Source organism: Brevibacillus fluminis, from assembly GCF_052072235.1.
Taxonomy (GTDB): domain Bacteria; phylum Bacillota; class Bacilli; order Brevibacillales; family Brevibacillaceae; genus Brevibacillus_D; species Brevibacillus_D fluminis_A.
Genome location: NZ_CM125436.1, coordinates 2180103 through 2199938, shown reverse-complemented (window position 1 = coordinate 2199938; position 19836 = coordinate 2180103). Strand labels below are relative to the sequence as shown.

Here is a 19836-nt window from a genome sequence, read left to right as displayed (position 1 = left end):
AGTGCTAAATATAGTATTAACTTATCAAGTGAACGATCATTTGTCAACGTCTCCAGGGTGTTTCCTTCCGAAACTTTGTGCACAAAAACGACGCAATGGACCGTTTCTACTCGTCTATGCCAATGAATTTGGCAAAAACCTCGTTGCCGAGCGGGAGTGCCTGCTGCGTCAACCGCAAAAAGCCATCGCTTTCCTCCAGCATCCCTTTCGCCTTCTCCGCCTCGATCACCGCACCGAATGTTTGCGTCATCGGTTCGCCGAATCTACGCTCGAATTCGGCGATGTCGACGCCTGTGCGAAGGCGCAGCCCCAATATCATCTGCTCCTCCATCTGTTCCACGCGCGTAACCGCAAACTGTTCCACGCGCGGCAGCCCGTCTTTGGCCAGCTGCATGTACATGGCGAGCGGCCCTGCATTCACATGGCGCTGCCCGTTCACATACCCGTGCGCGCCAGCTCCCAAGCCATAATAGGCTTCATTGCGCCAATACGTCTGGTTGTGCCGGCTTTCAAAGCCCGGCTTGGCAAAATTGCTGATTTCATACATCCGATAGCCTTGCTGCTCCATCCGTTCGATCAAAAGCAGATACATGGCAAGCTCGGTCTCTTCGGTCGGCAGCGGCAGCTGGTCTTTTTGATAGAGCGTATGAAACAGCGTGTTTTCCTCGACTTTCAGGCTGTAAGCGGAAAAATGCGTGGTCGGCAGCTCGAATGCCCGATCAAGGGAATGCGCAAACTTGTCCATCGTCTGGTCCGGCAAGCCGAACATCAAGTCGATGGAGAGATTGTCAAACCCTTCGCGTCTGGCATTCTCGATGCTTTTGCCGATCGCAGCCGAATCGTGGATGCGTCCGATCCGCTTCAACAGCTCATCATCGAACGATTGGGCGCCGAACGAAAGGCGGTTGACGCCGAAGCTGCGCATCACCTTGAGCTTCTCGCGGTCTGTCGTGCCCGGATTGGCCTCCATGGTAAATTCCAGATCGCTCGCCAGATGTTGCCCCAGATTCTCTTGGATGGTTTGGAGGAAAAAGCGCATCTGCTTGGCATCGAGAAACGTCGGTGTGCCGCCGCCAACAAAGATCGTCTTGATTCGTTCCGGCGGCGTCTGGGCAAATGTCAGCTGCATCTCTTTTTTCAGCGCCTCCAAATAGTCCCAGACGAGCTGCGGGTTGTTGGTGACAAACGAGTTGAAATCGCAATAAAAGCATTTATTGGTACAAAACGGAATGTGAATGTAAACCGATTGCGGGGTCACTGCTGTTCCCCTCCTGTCTGTTGATGTCATGCCGCTCCTGGGTAAAGGACCTGCGATAAAAAGAGGACCTGACGCATTGCTTTCGTCAGGTCTGTGCAACTCCCTATTTTTTATCATCCATGCGGAGCACGGCCATGAACGCTTCCTGCGGTACTTCGACGGAACCAACGGCTTTCATCCGCTTTTTCCCTTCCTTCTGCTTCTCCAGCAGTTTCCGCTTCCGGCTGATGTCACCGCCGTAGCATTTCGCGAGTACGTTTTTGCGCATCGCGCTGATCGTTTCGCGGGCAACGATCTTTTGCCCGATCGCTGCCTGGATCGGCACTTCGAATTGCTGGCGCGGAATCAGTTCCTTCAGCTTTTCGCAAATGACCTTGCCTCGCGGATACGCCGTATCTTTGTGAACGATGAAGGACAGGGCGTCCACCTCTTCGCCGTTGAGCAAAATGTCCATTTTGACCAGCTTGGATGGTTTGTAGCCAGCCAGCTCGTAGTCAAAGGATGCATAGCCTTTTGTGCCCGATTTCAACAGATCGAAGAAATCGTAGACGATCTCGGACAACGGCATGTCGTATTTGAGCTGCACACGGTTTTCGCCGAGGTATTGCATGTCGAGGAAATCGCCGCGTTTGCCTTGGCACAGCTGCATGACATCGCCAACGTATTCTTTCGGTACCATGACGGTCGCTGTCACATACGGCTCTTCGATCTTTTCGATCTTTTGCACTTCCGGCATTTTGGACGGGTTGTCGATTTCGTACGTTTCCCCGTTCGTTTGCGTAACGCGGTAAATAACGCTCGGTGCGGTCGTGATCAGGTCAATGTTGAATTCACGCTCAATGCGTTCCTGGATAATCTCCATGTGCAACAGCCCCAGGAATCCGCAACGGAAGCCGAAGCCAAGCGCTTGCGACGTTTCCGGCTCGAATTGCAGCGATGCGTCGTTGAGCTGCAATTTTTCCAAGGCGTCGCGCAGGTCATTGTAATCGCTCGTGTCGATCGGATACAGACCGCAGAATACCATCGAGTTGATTTTGCGGTAGCCTGGCAGCGGTTCTGTCGCCGGACGGGCCGCATCGGTGATCGTATCCCCCACGCTCGTATCGCCAACGGTTTTGATCGAAGCGGCCACATAGCCTACATCCCCGACGGTCAGCTCTTCCACCTGCGTCTGGCGCGGTGTCGATGTGCCGACCTCGGTAACCTCGAACGATTTGCCCGTTGCCATCATTTTGATCTTCATGCCTTTTTTCAACGTACCGTTTACGATTCGCACCGATGCGATCACGCCGCGATACGGATCGAAGTACGAGTCAAAAATCAAGGCTTGCAGCGGTGCGTCCGGGTCGCCCGTCGGCGCCGGCACTTTTTTCACGACGGCTTCCAGCACGTCCTTGATGCCAATGCCCGCTTTTGCGGATGTCAAGCATGCTTCGCTGGCATCCAAGCCGATTACATCTTCCACTTCCTGTTTCACGCGATCTGGCTCCGCGCTCGGCAGGTCGATTTTATTGATAATCGGAATGATCTCCAGATTGTTGTCAAGGGCGAGGTAAACGTTCGCCAGCGTCTGCGCTTCAATCCCTTGGGCTGCATCCACGACGAGTAGCGCCCCTTCACAGGCAGCCAGGCTGCGCGATACTTCATAGGTGAAGTCGACGTGTCCCGGTGTGTCGATCAGGTGCAGGATGTATTCCTCACCGTCATCCGCCTTGTAGTTGAGACGTACCGCATTCAGCTTGATCGTAATGCCGCGCTCTTTTTCCAGTTCCATCGTATCGAGGAATTGCGCTTCCATTTCGCGAGCGGTTAATGCGCCTGTCAATTCGAGGATCCGGTCGGCAAGCGTTGATTTACCGTGGTCAATATGTGCGATGATAGAGAAATTGCGAATTTTTTTCTGTCTTTCCAGGCGATCCATTAATTCCGTTCCCTCCTGCGTTTCACGTCCTTGCCTTGCCACTGGACAAGGCATCGGTGAAAAAAACACTAAGATTTATTATAACAAAGCCGTTTTTGTGTAGCAATAAAGATTATCTTGCGGCATTGCAACGTTTTTCACCCTCCGACTGGTAATTTCATGGTATTGTAGATGGGATATGAAAGGAGAGTTACGATGTTTCAACTTGACCGATTGATTTATGCAACTGCCAAACCGGACTGGCTCCATCAATTTTTGACCGAAAAGCGCGGCCTGACGCTTGCCGCCACAGGTCAATCCTTTCCCGGCATATCGACGCGCACCTATCCGTTCCCTGGCGGCGGATTTCTTGAAGTTGCTTATGTTACGGACGAAAGCAAGCTCGATTTATCGGAAGGTGGACAAGAACTCCGCGACTTTTTGGCGGAAAACGGGGACGGCTATACCTCCCTCGTGCTCGAAACCGACGATTTGGAGCATGTGATCCGCGTCTTGCAGGAGGAGCAGTATCCGGTATCGGACAGCGGAGTACACGAGGTCGCTGATCCGACGGGACAGACCGTCAGCTTCCGCATGGCCGGCTCCTATCCGCATTTGCCATGGTTCATCCAGTATGACAAGCCGCGCCCGTCTGCGTCCGGCTTTCCCCAAGCGGCGATTCTGCTCACCACGACGCTGACCGCAGATTCCAGCCTGCTGGAGAAAATCTTGAAAATCGGCGGTACCCAACTGACATTCGCCGACATGCATGCCGCGCTTTTTCCGCTTGCGAATGCGACGCTTCGCCTGGAATCAGCCGATGCTTACTCATTCGCCTATTTTGATCCGACCGGCATCCTGCTTGACGGAAACGAGGGTGAATAAACGTCCGGGCTCTGGAGTCGCAACGCTTTTTGCATGTAACGCGTTTCTTGGATAAGATAGGAGAAAATGACTTCAGGAGGACGTGTGTTTTGCCGCCGAAATCGAAAAAAAGACGGTTAAACTCCGTACAAATTATTGTATGCTTCTATATTTGTTCGGTTTTGATCTCGTCTCTCTTATTATGGATGCCTGTTTTCCACAAGCCTGGCGTTCAGCTGACGTATTTGGATGCCCTTTTCACCGCGTCCAGCGCCATCAGCGTCACAGGACTTTCCGTCATCCAAATCGATCTGTTCTTTAATCATGCGGGGATCATTTTGCTCGCCCTGCTCTTTCAGGTCGGCGGAATCGGGATCATGACGCTGGGCACGTTTTTCTGGCTCTTGTTCCGCCAAAAAATCGGGCTTGAGCAGCGCATCTGGATCGCGACAGACCACAACCGGCCGAAACTGGCGGGGATGGTCGATCTGATGCGCAACATCTTGCTGCTCGCCGTCATCATCGAGGTCGCCGGGACGCTCTTGCTGGGCAGTTACATGCTGCTGCGCGGCTATGTGGATCAATGGTATATGGCTTATTACCACGGCTTCTTCGCCTCTGTCAGCGCGTTTACGAATGCGGGCTTTGATCTGTACGGCAACTCGCTGCTCGATTTTTCGCACGATTATGTGTTCCAGACGATTCATATGCTGCTGATCATCTGCGGGGCGATCGGCTTCCCTGTGCTGATCGAGCTGCAGCATTATATTTCGCACCGGCAGGTCAAACCTCGCTTTACTTTTTCTTTATTCACAAAAGTGACGACTGCTACTTTCTTTACCCTGTTGGCAGCGGGTGCGCTTCTGTTTTATTTATTTGAGCAGGGTGCCTATTTGGCGGATAAAGGTTTTATCCCGTCCGCCTTCTATTCGTTGTTCCAATCCGTCTCGGCACGCAGCGCCGGTTTGACGACAATGGATATCAGCATGCTCTCCACACCGACGCTGATCATGATGTCGCTGCTCATGTTCATCGGTGCGTCGCCGAGCAGCGTGGGCGGCGGAATCCGGACCACGACGTTTTTCATTCTGTGCGCAACCATTTTGTCCTACATGCGCGGGTACAAGCGGGTAAAAGTGTTTGGGCGGGAGCTGGCGGACGACGATATTTTACGCTCGTTCCTCGTGTTCTTTTTCGCAATCAGCCTGGTCATCGCCGCCGTCATCCTGCTTGCCTGGACCGAAGGGTTGCCGATGGAGCAGCTCCTGTTCGAGGTATGCTCGGCGTTCGGGACAACCGGCATGTCTACCGGCATCACCGCTTCGCTCAGCCCGTCGGGAAAAATCATCATGATCGTCCTGATGGTGATCGGGCGCATCGGGATCATCAACATGCTGCTCTTCTTGAAAAAAGGCGATCAGATCACGCATTACCGTTATCCGACCGAACGGATCATCATCGGACAATGAAAAATACGCATAAATAAAGTGCGGACAGCCATTGTGGGCTTGCCGCACTTTTTGCTTACAGAATCGTTATCCCTTTTTTGCGTGGCCGCTCGCTCTGAGCTTCTCGACGATCTCGGACGGGAAAATGGATCGGATATCCAGCCAATAGTCACTTCCGTCCCGGGGCATCTGATAATCGATCACGCGGTAATCGCCGCCCTGATACACGATGTTGAATTTCATCGGGGCTGCGACAGCCGAGCCATTCGCCTGCTCCGATTCGATCGTCACCTTTGCGTAAACCATGCGCTGATCTGCGCTTGGGCTGTCGACACCAAGCAGTTCAATGCTCACCTTGCGTTTGTCACCGATCCAGGCAAAATCGTCGGTCGTTTGCAAAAATTGCGTGATCAGGGGCAGGACGAGTGACTCATTGGATGGCGAAACGCCCGCTTTGATGGTCAAAACTATGTTGCCGAGCACTTCGTTGCGGTACCGCACCTCGATTTTCCACAAGCCGGCTGTCGGTAGCGTGAGCCCCGTTGGAAAATGTCCATCGGCATCGTACAGCTTGCTTCCGATCGCATATTTGCCCAAATCGATCCGCTCGCCCTGCTGATTTTCGCCGACCAGCTGCACCTGTTCATTTGCGGCAAGCGGACCATTCAGCAAAAACATCGCTTTTTGTCCCTGCTTTTCATACATGTCCCCTGTGATGACCCGAACCGGTTTTTCGCCCAGATAAGTGAGCGGTTTGCCGTCGACAGGTGTCGTGTGCGACGCAGAAGGCTGCCAGAGATTGCCGTCGGAAGCCGCAGGGGGCAAGGCGTTCGGGGGGGACGGCACGAGCAAGCCAAAGCCGATCAAACAGGCGCAAACGGCAGCGCCCAGCCATTTCCAGCCAATGCCTGCACCTGCCCGCGATGTGCTCGCGATCCTCTTTTGCACAGCCCGCTGCATCTCTGGCGTAAATTCCACATCGCGCAGCAAGCCTTTGTCTGCGCATCCTTTCAACTCGTTCAGCGACTTGTCGAAATCCATTCTGCCCCTCCCTCCTCTGCGGCCAGCGCCGTCTTCAACATGTGCCTGGCACGGTGCAAACGCGTCCGCACGGTTCCTTCCCGCAAGCCCAGGATTGCGGCAATCTCGCGAATTTCCTGATCCTCATAGTAGTGCAGCACGATGACTTGGCGGTATGCATACGGCAGAGCAAGCACTTGTGCGAGCAGTTGCTCCCGTTCCGATTCGCCCACCACTTCCATTTCCACCGATTTTTCGCTTGCGCGGTCGACCTGCGATTGGAAGATCAGGTTGCGGAACGACCACGATCGCATCTGCATCTTGCACTCATTGGCGGCGATTGCATAGATCCACGTTTTCACCGAGCTATCGCCACGGAAGTCCGGAAGCTTCCGGTACACCTTGACGAACACGTCCTGGGTAATGTCTTCCGCGAGGCTTCTGTTTTTCACGAACAAGGTAACGAGGCGCAGCACCCGTGTGCCATACTCTTGCATCAACTGCGCGAGCGCGGCCTCCGGGGTCTTCTGCAATTGTTCCTTACCAGCCAGCATCCTCACCTCTTTTTTCTCTCTCGCTTGTTTAGATGCAGCCGCATCACTTTTGTTACAGAATCTTTCCTAAAAAGAAAAAACGGAACGAGTCGGTTCCGTTTTTTCTCATACTATTCCATTTGTTCGATAAAAGCCGTAAGCAAGTCAACCGTGTACGCCAAGTCATCAAGATGGACGCAGCCTGTAGCGGAATGAATATAGCGGGATGGCAAGGAAATGATGCCGGTCACAGCCCCCGCTCCTGCGAGGCTGATCGTGGCTGCATCCGTTCCTCCGTTCAGCACCGTTTGATGCTGATAGGGAATGCCCAGCGATTCTGCCGTGCGCACCAGCTGTCTGGTCAGCGATTTCGGCACGTTGTTCCCCTGTCCCGTATCCGGTGTCCAGTCATAGTGCTTGATAACCGGACCGCCGCCCAGCTTCATCGGGGGCAGGGTGGCAGGCAGCGCGGGTGAATCGCCGGCAAACGTCACGTCAATTGCGATTGCTACCGCAGGCTTGATGGCAAACGCCGCCGTCCCTGCTCCGCGCAGCCCTACCTCCTCCTGAACGGACGCTACCGCATAGATCGTCGGGCGAACCTGTTTGGCGCAGAGCCGCTTCATCGTTTCAATCAAAACGGCACAGCCAGAACGATTGTCTACGGCCTTGCCCGTAAACAGCTTGCCTTCATTCAGCAAGGTTCCTTTTCGTTCAAATGTGATCATGTCCCCGATTTGCACGCCAAGGGCCATCGTTTCCGCCCGGCTGAAAGTGCCGAGGTCAAGGTAAATGTCTGCAAGCGGAATGGATCTGCGGGCCATCTCGGCCGTCAGCAGATGGGCCGGCATTGTCCCTGTGACCGCTTGGCGCGGACCTGCTTCCGTATGGATGGTCAACACCTGGTTCATCAGCATCCGGCTGTCGTGATAGCCGACCGGGTGAAAATAAACAAAGCCGTTTTCATCGATATGCCGGACGATGAAGCCGATCTCGTCCATATGCGCCGAAAGCATGAGTCTCACATCCGGTCGGCTGCCCTGTTTGACAAAAATCTGGTTGCCCAAGGCATCTTCCCAATGGCTGTCCGCAAGAGGCAGCAGTTTTTGCCGCATATAGGCCGCTACCCGTTCCTCCTCCCCGCTCACGCCCGGTATTTCATCTAGCTCGCGCAATAATACGTCCCACTCGCTCATGTGCACACTCCTTACTGATTTGGCCCGGCTTTTTTGGATTTGTTTTCATTATAACGAGCGGGCGTGGGGACGAATGTCAAAATTCACGCATTGTTTATGCAAAATTCCAGCAATTTTACACGCACCGAAAAAAAGAAAAGCCGATCCGCAATGAGAGTCCTGTGACTCCCGTGACCGATCGGCTATGATTTGTTCTTGTTTCCTTACACCCCGATGATTTGCAGCTCCTTCGGGAATCGGCTCAACACTTCGCAGCCGGTTTCCGTCACCCAGACATCGTCCTCGATTCTAACACCAGCAATGCCCGGAACATAGATACCTGGTTCGATCGTGAAAACCATCCCGGTCTGCAGCAGATCCTGGTTTTCGCCATGAACGGACGGATACTCGTGGCAATCCATGCCGAGCCCGTGGCCGAGCCGATGGATGAAATAGTCGCCATACCCTTTTGCTGCGATGACATCGCGCGCTGCGCGGTCGATACTCGCCAGGGTGACGCCCGCCTTGGTCGCCTCGATCCCTGCCAGATTCGCTGCCAGCACCGTTTGATAGATTTCCTGTTCCTTCGCCCCGACCTCGCCAACCGCAAACGTGCGCGTGATGTCCGAATAGTAGCCGTCATAGGCGACGCCCAGGTCAAACAAGAGCAGCTCGCCAGCCTGGATTGCGCGATTGCCGGGAGCGCCGTGCGGCATCGCCGACTTTTCGCCCGCCAGCACCATCGTCGGGAATGCGAGTCCTTCCGAGCCCAGCTTTTTCATTTGATACTCCAGCTCGGCTACAACGTCAAGCTCGGTCATGCCGACCTTGACTTGGCGTACGACAGCTGTCAGCGCATCCTCGGTGATTTGCAGCGCTTTTTTGATCCGGCTGACTTCTTCTGCCGTTTTTACCATGCGCATCTGGCGAATCGGCGCATCGACATCTACATAATCGGTTGCTTGGATGACCGCTGCAAGCGCTTCAAAACGGCTGACCGTCAAATCGCCTTTTTCCAGTCCCAATCGCTTGATTCCTGCAGGAAGGTGGGCTTGCAGGACTTCATACGGATTTTGCGTATCCGTGTGCGTCACGATCGCCTTTACGCTTGAGGCTTGTTGCGCTGCTTCCAGATCAAGCGCCGGTACGATCAACACCGCTTCGCCTTCTCGCGGGATCATCAATCCGAGGAAGCGCTCGTGCGGATCGCTCAAAAATCCGGTGAGATAATAAACATGCTTGGGCGTCGTGAGCAGCATGGCGTCCAGCCCTTGCTCAGTCATATATGTATGGAGCGTTTGCCATTTTTGCTGATCCATCTATGCGTCATCCTCTCCTTGGTTTCCTGTTCATCCTATCAGGAAAAAGCCCCCATCTGCAATGGGAGCTTTTTCGTTCCGACAGGCTTATTTCCAGTCTACATTTTCCAGGCTTTCCGAACCTGTTGGATGCGGTTGGTAGCCGGTGATGCCTGCTTTGCCCGCGATTGGCGGCGTTGCATGCGCGATCGGAATCAGCGGCACATCTTTGAAGATCAGTTCTTGCGCTTTTTTGTACAGCTCGGTGCGTTTCTCTTTCGACGGCTCCGATTGCGCCTGCAGCAAGAGCTTGTGCACCTCTTCATTCGCATAGCGCGAGCGGTTTCCGCTGCCGATGTTGTTTTTGTCGAGCAAGACGTACAGGAAGTTGTCAGGGTCTCCGTTATCGCCTGTCCACCCCAAGAGGTACATGTCTTGTTCGCCGTTTTTCGTTTTTTCCAGATACGTAGCCCATTCCATCGTTACGATCTCGGTTTCGACGCCGATTTTTTTCAGGTCTTGCTGGATGGCTTCGGCGATTTTTTGTCCGTCTGGCATGTATGGACGCGGCACTGGCATTGCCCAGAACTTCGTTTTGAAGCCGTTCGGGAAACCCGCTTCCGCCAACAGTTGTTTTGCTTTGTCCAAATTGTACTCGCGGTCTTTGATCGCATCGTTGTAACCCCATACAGACGGCGGCATTGGGTTAACGGCTGGCTCGCCAAGACCGGCGAAGAATGCTTCGATCAGCGCTGGTTTGTTGATGGCATACGCGATCGCTTCGCGAACTTTTGGATTGTCAAACGGCTTTTTCTCCACGTTGAAGCTGAGGAAGCCGACGTTCATGCCAGGGCGCAGGAACAGCTGCAAATCTTTGTTGTCTTTGACAGATTGCGCGTCATCCGGATTTAGACCATCCATGATGTCGATTTCGCCGGAATTGAGCGCAGTCAGGCGTGCCGAGTTGTCCGGAATGACTTTGAAGACCAGTTTGTCCAGCTTAGGCAAACCTTTGTTCCAGTAGTCCGGGTTTTTCTCGAGCGTGATGGAATCGTTGCGCTTCCATTCGACGAATTTGAACGGACCGGTACCCACCGGGTTTTCGATGTACTTGTCGCCGAATTTTTGCACGGCTGTCGGCGAGGAGATTCCGAAGCAATACATGCCCAGGTTGTTCAGGAAAGGAGATACCGGGCGGAACAGCTTGAATTCCACGGTGTTCGCATCGATCGCTTTCACCGTATCAATCACATGGTCCTTGTCGCCTTTGTAGCCGCCGAACATGTCATTGTAATAAACATAGCCGTCTTTGTTATGGAACGGATTGCTCTTGTCCATCCAGCGGTTGAAGTTCCACACGACTGCCTCGGCATTGAAATCGGTGCCGTCATGGAACTTGACGCCTTGGCGCAGCTTGAATGTGTACGTTTTGCCATCCGGCGAAATTTCCCAGCTCTCAGCCAAGCCTGGCATGATGTTGGTATTGGTCGGCTCGTATTTGACCAACGTTTCGAAAATGTTTTCCGTAATTTTGGCCGATTCGCCATCGTCCGTCTGAATCGGGTCGAGCCCGACGGAGTCGCCGCCACGGCCAAAGATCAGCTGCTTCGGCCCTTTGTTTGCTGTATCTGCAGGCGCTGGCTGAGCTGGCGTTTGCGCTGAGGAATCGGATGGTGCCGGCGTCGGCTGGGCTGTCTGCTGCGGGCTGCCGCATCCGGTCAACGCCATCGTGAGCGCCATCATGCCAGACAGTGCAGCTGTCAACAATGATTTTTTCATAAAATGAAGATCCCCCTTCTACCCTTATTGATCGCTTTTTTGCTCAAGGTACAATCGCTGCCACCCATCCCCCCTTTCAAAGCGCGCTCGCGTCAGTTTTTCATCCGCGGATCAAGCGCATCGCGCAAGCCGTCTCCGATCAAATTGAATCCGAGCACGGTCAGCATGATGCACAAGCCGGGATAGATGACGGTCCACGGCGCTTTTTGGATGTATTGCTTGGAGTCGGCAAGCATTTTGCCCCATTCCGGTTCAGGCGGCTGTGCCCCGAGTCCGAGAAAGCCGAGCGCGGCCGCTTCGATGATGGCTGTCGCGATTCCGAGCGTCCCGGAAACGATGATCGGCGCCAGGCTGTTTGGCAAAATGTGCTTGATCAAGATGCGCGAGTCTTTCATCCCGATCGCTCGCGCTGCCATCACGAATTCTTCTTCCTTCAGCGTCAGCACGCGCGACCGCACGAGCCTGCCGAATGTCGGAATGTTGATGATGGCGATGGCAAGCAAGGCGTTTTGCAGCGATGGTCCCAAAATGGCCACGATCGCGATCGCGAGCAAAATGCTCGGAAATGCCAGCATGACATCAAACACGCGAGAAATGATCGAATCAACCCAGCGGCCATAATAACCGGCCAGGAGTCCGAAAAACGTGCCGGCCACAATCGAGCCGAGAACGGAGGACGTCCCTACCCACAGCGAGATGCGTGCGCCGTAGACGACCCGCGAAAACACGTCGCGACCGTTGTAGTCGGTGCCGAACCAGTGCTCGGCGGATGGCGCCTTGTTTTTCATGACCAGTTCGCCCTCATCGAATTTGTAAGGCGCGATTTGCGGTGCAAACACCGCGACCACCACGAAAAAGAGAATGATGCCCAAGCCGACCATCGCCAGCTTGTTTTTCCGCAAAATGTTCCATGCGTCCCGCCAAGGGGAGGATGCCTGTTCCACCGGTTGCTTGATTGGGGTATGGATCGTGGTTTGAACCTCTGCCATGCAGCTGCCTCCTTAGCGGTATTTGATGCGTGGATCGACATAGGCGTACAGGAGGTCGACCAGCAGGTTGATCAGAACAAAAATGGTGGCGATCACGAGGATGCCGGATTGGATCACAGGATAATCGCGGTTGCCGATCGCGGTGTAGATGTATCGTCCAACGCCCGGCCAGCCAAAAATGGTTTCGGTCAGCACCGCGCCGCCAAGCAGCATGCCGGTCTGCAAACCGATGATCGTCAATACGGGAATCAGCGCGTTTTTGAGCGCATGCTTGTACACGACGAAAAATTGTCCAAGCCCTTTGGCTTTTGCGGTGCGAATAAAATCCGAACGCATCACTTCCAGCATGCTGGAACGGGTAATCCGGGCGATGATCGCCATCGGGATGGTGCCCAGTGCGATGCTCGGCAAGATCAAATGCAGGAAGACGTCTTTCAGTTGGTCAAAGCGGCCTGCCAAGATGGAATCGATAATGTAAAAGTGTGTGATGGGGTTGATCGGCAAACGCGGGTCGTCGCGGCCAATCGAGGGTAACCATTTCAATTCCTGGGCGAAAAACCATTGCTCCATCAGGCCCAGCCAGAAAATCGGCATGGAGACCCCGATCAGGGCGATCAGCATGGATACGTAGTCAAACCAGGAATTTTGCTTCCAAGCGGAGATAATGCCGGCGTTCACGCCAATAATGATGGCAAACAACATGGAAAAAAGCGTAAGTTCGGCGGTAGCCGCCAAATACGGGACGATTTCCTGCCCGATCCCGGCTTTCGTGTGAAGCGAATTGCCCAAATTGCCGGTAAGCACCTTGCCGACGTAATCAAAATACTGCTGGTACCACGGTAGGTTGAGTCCGAGCTGTTCGCGCAGCTCCGCGAGCGCTTTCGGGCTGGCCTTTTCGCCCAAAATGGTTTGGGCCGGATCACCCGGAATGGCATGCGTAATGCAGAAGACTACGATCGACATGCCGATCAGAACGGGAATCAGCATCATCAATCTGCGCAGGGTATACGATACCAATGCCATTTCCTCGCTTTCCAAATATTGATTCGGGTTCGTCTAAAAACGAGCGTGTATTTATTCGCCGTATAGATGGCATGCGACAAAGTGGCCGTTGCCCGCATCACGGAATGTCGGGCGGATGGAGCGGCAAATCTCTTTGACATGCGAGCAGCGGGTATGGAACGTGCAGCCGCTCGGCGGATTCGCCGGGCTCGGCACATCGCCTTGCAAAATGATGCGCTCCCGCTTTACATCAGGGTCCGGGTTCGGTACAGCGGACAGCAGCGCCTGTGAATAAGGGTGCAGCGGATTGCTGTAAAGCGCGTCTTTGTCGGCCAGCTCGACGATGCGTCCGAGATACATGACGCCGACGCGATCGCTGATGTGGCGCACGACGCTCAAATCGTGGGCGATGAACAGATACGTCAAGCCAAACTCTTTTTGCAAATCTTGCAGCAGATTGAGCACCTGCGACTGGATCGATACGTCAAGCGCCGAGACAGGCTCATCGAGCACGACCAGCTTGGGATTGACCATCAACGCGCGGGCGATGCCGATGCGCTGGCGCTGACCGCCGCTGAACTGATGCGGATACCGTTTGGCGTGATAGCTTGTCAGGCCGACAACCTCCAGCATGTCGAGCACGCGCTTCTTTCTTTCCGAAGCGCTTCCAATTCCGTGCACGATCAATGGCTCCTCCAGGATGCTCTCCACATTGTGCCGTGGATTCAGCGATGCGAACGGGTCCTGAAAGACGATTTGCATGTCACGCCGCATTTTGCGCAGCTCTTGCTGATTCAGGCTGGTGACCGCTTTGCCTCGAAACAGCACTTCTCCTTCGGTCGGCTCGATCAGACGCATGACCGAACGCCCTGTCGTCGACTTGCCGCAGCCGCTTTCTCCCACCAGTCCCAGCGTTTCACCCGTTTTCACCGTAAAGGAAACATCGTCAACGGCTTTGACCGTTCCGACGGTTTTACCGAAAACCCCGCCAGCGATGGGGTAATATTTTTTCAAATGGTTCACGACGAGCAGTTCTTCTGCCACCCTTGTTTGCCCCTTTCTACGATCGGCCTATTGATTCATCCAGCAGCGGGAGAAATGCCCCGCCTCCACTTCCAGAAGTTCCGGCATCTCCTGATGGCACTTGTCCACCGCATGCTCGCACCGTGGCGCGAAGCGGCAGCCTGTCTTGAGCGAGCCTGGGACAGGCACGTTGCCAGGGATCGAGTAGAGCCGCTCTCTTGACTCTTCCAGCTTGGGGATGGATTGAAGCAAACCGATCGTATACGGGTGCTTCGGCTTTTTCAGGATGGTTCGGACACTACCCTCTTCCACCACCTTGCCTGCGTACATGACCACGACCCTGTGGCACATTTCGGCGACCACCCCGAGATCGTGTGTGATGAGCATGATCGCGGTGCCCGACTCCTGGTTGAGCTTGCGCATCAGGTCCAAAATCTGCGCCTGGATCGTCACATCGAGCGCCGTCGTCGGTTCGTCGGCGATCAAAAGCTCGGGATTGCACGTCATCGCCATGGCGATCATCACGCGCTGCCGCATGCCGCCTGACAATTGGTGCGGGTATTCGTCGACGATCGCCTCCGCACGCGGAATGCCCACCCGCTTCAGCATTTCGATCGCCTTCTTGCGGGCTTCGCGCTTGTCCACTTTTGTATGCAGCCTCACCGCCTCGCCAATCTGGTCCCCGATCGTGTAGACGGGATTGAGCGATGTCATCGGCTCCTGGAAGATCATGGCGATTTCATTGCCGCGTATTTGGCGCATTCGTTTTTCATTGCACGAGATCAACTCTTCCCCTTTGAAGCGGATCGAGCCACCGACGATTTTGCCTGGGGGGGATGGAATAAGCCTCATAATCGATAAGGACGTCACACTTTTTCCGCAGCCGGATTCACCGACGATGCCGACGACCTCTCCTTTGCCTACGCGTATGTTGACGCCGTCTACGGAAGGAATGGCTCCCCGGTCGGAAAAAAAGTGCGTCTGCAAGTTTTCTACTTCCAAGATTGTCTGCGACATCTAGCGCACCTCTCTTACCGAAATTTAGGTATTTTGTAGGGGGGGATGGGGAATATAGGAAGCTGGTTGTGAACATTATGCCATTATTCTGCATCTTTTCGCAATACAGCAAATAAATAAAATTTTAACAAAAGAAAAAAACCTGTCAAAAAACAGGTTATGGTTGAAAAAAAGAAGACATCCAGTTCACCGCCGCCTGTGTTCCGCCCCTTACTGCCTGCCCAAGCGAAAGGCCGACCCGACTCATGTAATTGCTCATTTTCCCTTTCGCAGCGGTCGCTTTTTGCCCCATGACCGCCACTTCCATTTTGCCGTTATCCACTTTTGTGATATACACCGACTGCTTTGGCGGCTGCTGCTCCGGCAGTCCTTCGATTTTGTAGATTCCGCGCTCCGCAGTTAGCAGGCCAAGGATGACGCCGATCAAGAGAACCGCGACGAGGCTCACGACTTTCAATCTGATGTCCACTCGCTACTCACCTCTTGTCTGTTGACTCTGTCACCGTCGCATTGGCGCGCTCCGCTTGCCAATAGTATTCGGCGAACACATCCGCCAGCGCCGCTGCGCTGTTGTAGCATTCCTGCACCGTATTGCCGGTCCCGCCGAACTCAATCAGCAGACTGCCCGGCGAAATCGACTGGTTATACTCGCCATTGCCGTCCTTGCTGCCCTTCCCTGTGACGCCGCGGGACAGCCCCGGGTACTTCTTCTCCAAAAGCATATGCAATTTCGTCGCAAACTCTGCATTTTTCTCGTGGTTTTTGTTCATCAGGCCGATGACGAAAAAAAGGCGCGCATACGATTTGCCATTGATTTCGATCGTCGTTTTCTCGCGCGGCTGGTCGTCGCGGTGAAGGTCGAACAAATACCGGATGTTGCGGTTCTCCTCCAACTCGGATTTGACGACTTTGAGCGATTCCGCATACGAGAGCGTAAAGCTTCTTCCCTGGTCAACCAGCCGCTGCGTAATATCGTCGGTATTGGTGTCGACGCCGATTCCTTTCTCGCGCAAGTTATCCGCCAGCCGCTCGCCGACAAGCGTAATGTTGCGCGTAGGGCTGTCGACCGATTGGCCCACGCGCTTGGTTTCGGAGAGCCACGATTCCCGATTGTGCGAATGATAGATGAACACCACATTGCCTTTCGTCGCGATCGGGGTATTGGGCTTAGGCTCCCCCGTGCTTGTTTTCGGCGGCACCGTCGTCGCTGGCGGCGTCGTCTCTTTTTGCCCCGTCTGCCCGCCGCCGGGTGTCTGTGGCACCTCATTGTTGGGCAAGTCGTGCGGCGTGTTCTCCACGTACAGATCGGACAGCTCCGTCCCCAGTCCCGGCACGATGATCCGGGCATCGTCAAAGGTCAACAGCCCCGGGAGTTCTCGCCCGAGCAAGCTGCGCAGGTCGCCGGGCTGGATGTTGGTCATGGCCTCGAATAAAAAGCTGGTCCAGCTGCTGGACTGCGCAGCGGTCGTCTCTACCGAATCGGCAAGCGAGGGAATCTCCCTGCCGATCACTTTGAGCATGGCCAGGCTCGAGATGTTGGCTGCTGCTTGCTGAAGCGTATTGGAAGTGGGCATCACGCGGTTTCCCGACAGTGACAAAATGCCCGTCAGAACGAACAAAAAGGCAGTGCAAAGCGATAGGACTACAAAGTGCCGCTGTAGTATGGCTGCCATCTTTCTCCCTCCTCTAGCAGTCGGCTGTGTCACGACTTGTTCTTGCTCTATGAGTATGCGAATGGAAGAAACGATAGACCTGGTTTCTAGCAAAAAAATAATAGAGAAGCACCTGATGTCCGGTGCTTCTCCCGTTCGTGTGAAACGCGTTTCTTCATTACATTAGTGCGTGTATGCGTTAACGTTTTCTTGCCCGACAGCACGATGCAGGGCGCTGTTCAATCCGCTCGCAATGATGTTGGCGATTCCCTCGATGAAATCATCGATTTCCTTCGGCGTGACGACCAAATTTTGTCCAAGCGGCTGAAGCACTTCATGAATGAGCTGCTGCTTGTCCTGCTCGGACAGCTGGCCAACCAGCCCCATGAATGTTTTGCGCGACTCCATGTCAGGCAAATCCTCTTCCGTATACGGCTCCTTCCGCTCCGGTACGCTGCTTGTCGTCAGACGGTTGAAGGCGCGTTTGCTCTCTTGCACCGACTGGCCGAAGTGGCCAAGGAGGTAGGTGATCGAATCGTGCACGATCGTCGAGGCGAACACGACGGTTGGAACACCGATGGCGATGACGGGGATACCGAGCGTGGCCTCATCGATCGCCTTGCGCTTGTTTCCGACGCCCGAGCCTGGATGAATGCCGGTATCGGAGATTTGGATGGTCGTATTGACACGATGCAGCGCCCGGGAGGCAAGGGCATCGATGCAGATCACGAAATCCGGCTTGCTTTTTTCCACGACGCCAAAAACGATCTCGCTCGTCTCGATCCCGGTAATGCCGAGGACGCCTGGAGAAATGGCGCTTACCTCCCGATACCCATCCTCCACCGATTCAGGGGCCAATGTGAACAGATGCCGCGTAATCAGCAGATTTTCCACGACAAGCGGGCCGAGCGCGTCAGGTGTGACGTTCCAGTTGCCAAGGCCGACGACCAATGCCTTCTTGTTTTCCGTCAGTCCTTTCTTCTCCAAAAACTGCTTGAATTCGTGGGCAAACCGGCGCATCACCTGCTGCTCCAGCTCGGAGTCGTTATCGCGCAGCTTGGGCACCTCGATGGTCAGGTAATGCCCCGGCCATTTGCCGATTTGCCGTCCAGCCTCTTCATTTTGCACCGTCATGCGCGTTACCTTGATGCCGGGCTCCCGGTCATCCGTCTCCATCTCAAATCCGGAAAGAGGTGCCTGCTGCTCCTGCTGCGCCAATTCATGGGATTCCACCGCCAAGTCGGTGCGGATCGAATAGGCACCGAGATCAATGTTGTGCTGCATCTTGTCAAACCTCCCCTTATTCCAACTCTTACTGTTAGAATGCATAAATGTGGAACTTTTATACGGAATCCATTCTTGCAATCGTGGGTGCCGCATGCTAGAATATATTTTGTTGTATGTAAGAGCCTAAGACGCGTCTTATAGCTTTAAGGAGGTGACATTCATGCCAAATATTAAATCCGCAATCAAGCGCACCAAGCAAATCGAGAAGCGCCGTGCACAACGTGCATCGCAAAAATCCGATCTGCGTACAGCGGTGAAAAGCTTTGAGAAAGCAGTTGCAGCGAGCAACCTCGAACTAGCGAAATCTACCCTTCTGGTAGCCGTGAAAAAGTTGGACAAAGCTGCTACCAAAGGTCTCATCCATAAAAATGCGGCAAACCGTCAAAAATCTCGCTTGATGAAAAAACTGAACGCAGCGACTGTAACTGCGTAAGGTGCGCGAAGCGCCAAAACCCCCTTGAACATTATGTTCGAAGGGGGTTTTGTTTTAGCTGGGCAACTTTTGTGATGAACAGCTCGACAGCCAGCTGTTTGTCCACTTGACCGGACTTCATGCGAAAATCTTCCTCCGCGCAAATCGCAAGCAGCTTGCGCAACGCGCTCTCGTCAAAGTGGCGTGCCTGCTCCATCGCTTTTTTGACGGCAAACGGATGCACCTTCAGCATGCCGGCGAGCTGCTGCTGGGAATACCCGCGCGGCGCCCACATCTTGACCGAGAGCAAAAGCCTGACTTGCCGGGCGAACAGCGCCATCAGCTTGATCGGCTCCTCTCCCGTTTTCATATGGTCATACAAGATCCGGAACGCTTCGGCAAGCCTGCCTGAAACGACGGCTTCCACCAACGCGAATACGTCATGCTCCAGCGTCCGCGATGCCAGCAGCTCGATCGCCTGCTCCGTAATGGTCGCCTCAGGCCCGACGTAGAGTGCCAGCTTTTCCAGCTCGCGGTCCAAGAGCCTCAGTTCGCTGCCGCATCGGGCCACGAGCCTGGCAGCGTCCTCCCGTTCGATGAACGTCTTGTATTTTTTCGCCCGGCGTTCAACCCAGGCATACAGCTCTTGATCCTTGAGCGGTGCGAAGGAAATCATGACCGCCTTCTGCTGAAGCGTTTTGACGATTTTTTTCCGCTCGTCCAGCTTGTCCGCACCAACGGTAAACATGATCGTTGAAAAAGGCGGCGGATTGTCCAAATACTGGGCCAGCACTTGCGGGTCGACCTCATGCTTGATCGTGCCGGTCGGTTTCGCCCCGGACAAAAAATAGGCGTTATCCGCTACCACCAGTCGACGCTCCGCCATGAACGGAAACGTCTCGGCATCCTGCAAAATATCCGGGAGCGCCTGCTCCTGGCAGTCATATTCACTCAGATTAAAATCAGCATAATCTTTCCCGATCATCTCACTGCGCGCAAAGGCAATAAATTCTTCTTTCAAAAAGTTTTCCTCTCCGTACAGGACATAGACAGGCGCATACTGCTTGTCGCGAATCGCTTTGACTGCTGCACGCAAATCCATCTGCGCAAGCCCCCTTTCCCCATCTTGTCTATTGTAGAGGAAAAAACGGGGTGAGCCAAGCCCGTCCCGTTTCAAGA

At 54.3% G+C, this 19836-nt stretch carries 18 protein-coding genes; 3 read left to right on the top strand and 15 right to left on the bottom strand.

Translation table 11 applies throughout. From position 1 onward, the window contains the following. Positions 1-106 precede the first annotated feature (106 nt). On the bottom strand, positions 107-1258 hold the full coding sequence (gene hemW / locus ACTID9_RS10855; protein ID WP_441071269.1) for a radical SAM family heme chaperone HemW: 1152 nt from the start codon (positions 1256-1258) through the stop codon (positions 107-109). A gap of 103 nt (positions 1259-1361) precedes the next feature. After that, positions 1362-3179 carry a translation elongation factor 4 gene (lepA, locus tag ACTID9_RS10850; protein ID WP_441071268.1) on the bottom strand — a complete coding sequence of 606 codons (1818 nt, stop codon included), beginning with the start codon at positions 3177-3179 and terminating at the stop codon, positions 1362-1364. 195 nt (positions 3180-3374) lie between these two features. Between lepA and ACTID9_RS10845 the strand changes: the two genes are divergently transcribed. Together ACTID9_RS10845 and ACTID9_RS10840 are read left to right on the top strand one after the other, a co-directional pair. Continuing rightward, entirely contained in the window at positions 3375-4043 is a 669-nt protein-coding gene (locus ACTID9_RS10845) for a VOC family protein (RefSeq protein WP_441071267.1), read from the top strand. Positions 4044-4132: 89 nt separating this feature from the next. After that, positions 4133-5491, top strand: a complete 1359-nt coding sequence (locus ACTID9_RS10840) for a TrkH family potassium uptake protein (protein WP_441071266.1) — start codon at positions 4133-4135, stop codon at positions 5489-5491. 66 nt (positions 5492-5557) lie between these two features. Here ACTID9_RS10840 and ACTID9_RS10835 read toward each other — a convergent pair whose 3' ends face one another. From ACTID9_RS10835 to gpr, 12 genes are all read right to left on the bottom strand, one after another. Then, entirely contained in the window at positions 5558-6511 is a 954-nt protein-coding gene (locus ACTID9_RS10835) for a hypothetical protein (RefSeq protein ID WP_441071265.1), read from the bottom strand. Beyond that, positions 6490-7044 carry a sigma-70 family RNA polymerase sigma factor gene (locus ACTID9_RS10830; protein ID WP_441071264.1) on the bottom strand — a complete coding sequence of 185 codons (555 nt, stop codon included), beginning with the start codon at positions 7042-7044 and terminating at the stop codon, positions 6490-6492. The genes ACTID9_RS10835 and ACTID9_RS10830 overlap by 22 nt, the downstream gene beginning before the upstream one ends. A gap of 110 nt (positions 7045-7154) precedes the next feature. Continuing rightward, positions 7155-8219 carry a M42 family metallopeptidase gene (locus ACTID9_RS10825; protein WP_441071263.1) on the bottom strand — a complete coding sequence of 355 codons (1065 nt, stop codon included), beginning with the start codon at positions 8217-8219 and terminating at the stop codon, positions 7155-7157. 203 nt (positions 8220-8422) lie between these two features. Next, positions 8423-9517, bottom strand: coding sequence for a M24 family metallopeptidase (locus tag ACTID9_RS10820; protein ID WP_441071262.1), 1095 nt, complete (start codon positions 9515-9517; stop codon positions 8423-8425). Between the two features lie 87 nt (positions 9518-9604). Further along, on the bottom strand, positions 9605-11275 hold the full coding sequence (locus ACTID9_RS10815) for an ABC transporter substrate-binding protein (RefSeq protein WP_441071261.1): 1671 nt from the start codon (positions 11273-11275) through the stop codon (positions 9605-9607). A gap of 92 nt (positions 11276-11367) precedes the next feature. Continuing rightward, positions 11368-12264 carry an ABC transporter permease gene (locus ACTID9_RS10810; RefSeq protein WP_441071260.1) on the bottom strand — a complete coding sequence of 299 codons (897 nt, stop codon included), beginning with the start codon at positions 12262-12264 and terminating at the stop codon, positions 11368-11370. Between the two features lie 12 nt (positions 12265-12276). Further along, positions 12277-13287: an ABC transporter permease gene (locus tag ACTID9_RS10805; RefSeq protein ID WP_441071259.1), complete on the bottom strand. Its 1011-nt coding sequence runs from the start codon at positions 13285-13287 to the stop codon at positions 12277-12279. Positions 13288-13338: 51 nt separating this feature from the next. Next, positions 13339-14310, bottom strand: a complete 972-nt coding sequence (locus ACTID9_RS10800) for an ABC transporter ATP-binding protein (RefSeq protein ID WP_441071258.1) — start codon at positions 14308-14310, stop codon at positions 13339-13341. Positions 14311-14337: 27 nt separating this feature from the next. Continuing rightward, positions 14338-15306 carry an ABC transporter ATP-binding protein gene (locus tag ACTID9_RS10795; RefSeq protein WP_441071257.1) on the bottom strand — a complete coding sequence of 323 codons (969 nt, stop codon included), beginning with the start codon at positions 15304-15306 and terminating at the stop codon, positions 14338-14340. A gap of 157 nt (positions 15307-15463) precedes the next feature. Beyond that, complete coding sequence (locus tag ACTID9_RS10790; RefSeq protein WP_441071256.1) at positions 15464-15775, bottom strand: DUF3679 domain-containing protein; 312 nt, start codon at positions 15773-15775, stop codon at positions 15464-15466. A 7-nt stretch (positions 15776-15782) separates the two neighbouring features. Then, positions 15783-16979, bottom strand: coding sequence for a stage II sporulation protein P (spoIIP, locus tag ACTID9_RS10785; protein ID WP_441071255.1), 1197 nt, complete (start codon positions 16977-16979; stop codon positions 15783-15785). Positions 16980-17141: 162 nt separating this feature from the next. Further along, a complete protein-coding gene (gpr, locus tag ACTID9_RS10780) occupies positions 17142-18242 on the bottom strand; it encodes a GPR endopeptidase (RefSeq protein ID WP_441071254.1) in 1101 nt (366 codons plus the stop codon). A 163-nt stretch (positions 18243-18405) separates the two neighbouring features. Here gpr and rpsT point away from each other — a divergent pair, with 163 nt between their 5' ends. After that, positions 18406-18678 carry a 30S ribosomal protein S20 gene (gene rpsT / locus ACTID9_RS10775; protein ID WP_441071253.1) on the top strand — a complete coding sequence of 91 codons (273 nt, stop codon included), beginning with the start codon at positions 18406-18408 and terminating at the stop codon, positions 18676-18678. Positions 18679-18709: 31 nt separating this feature from the next. On the opposite strand, the gene holA is transcribed toward rpsT, so the two are convergent. Next, complete coding sequence (holA, locus tag ACTID9_RS10770) at positions 18710-19759, bottom strand: DNA polymerase III subunit delta (RefSeq protein WP_441071252.1); 1050 nt, start codon at positions 19757-19759, stop codon at positions 18710-18712. Positions 19760-19836 lie beyond the last annotated feature (77 nt).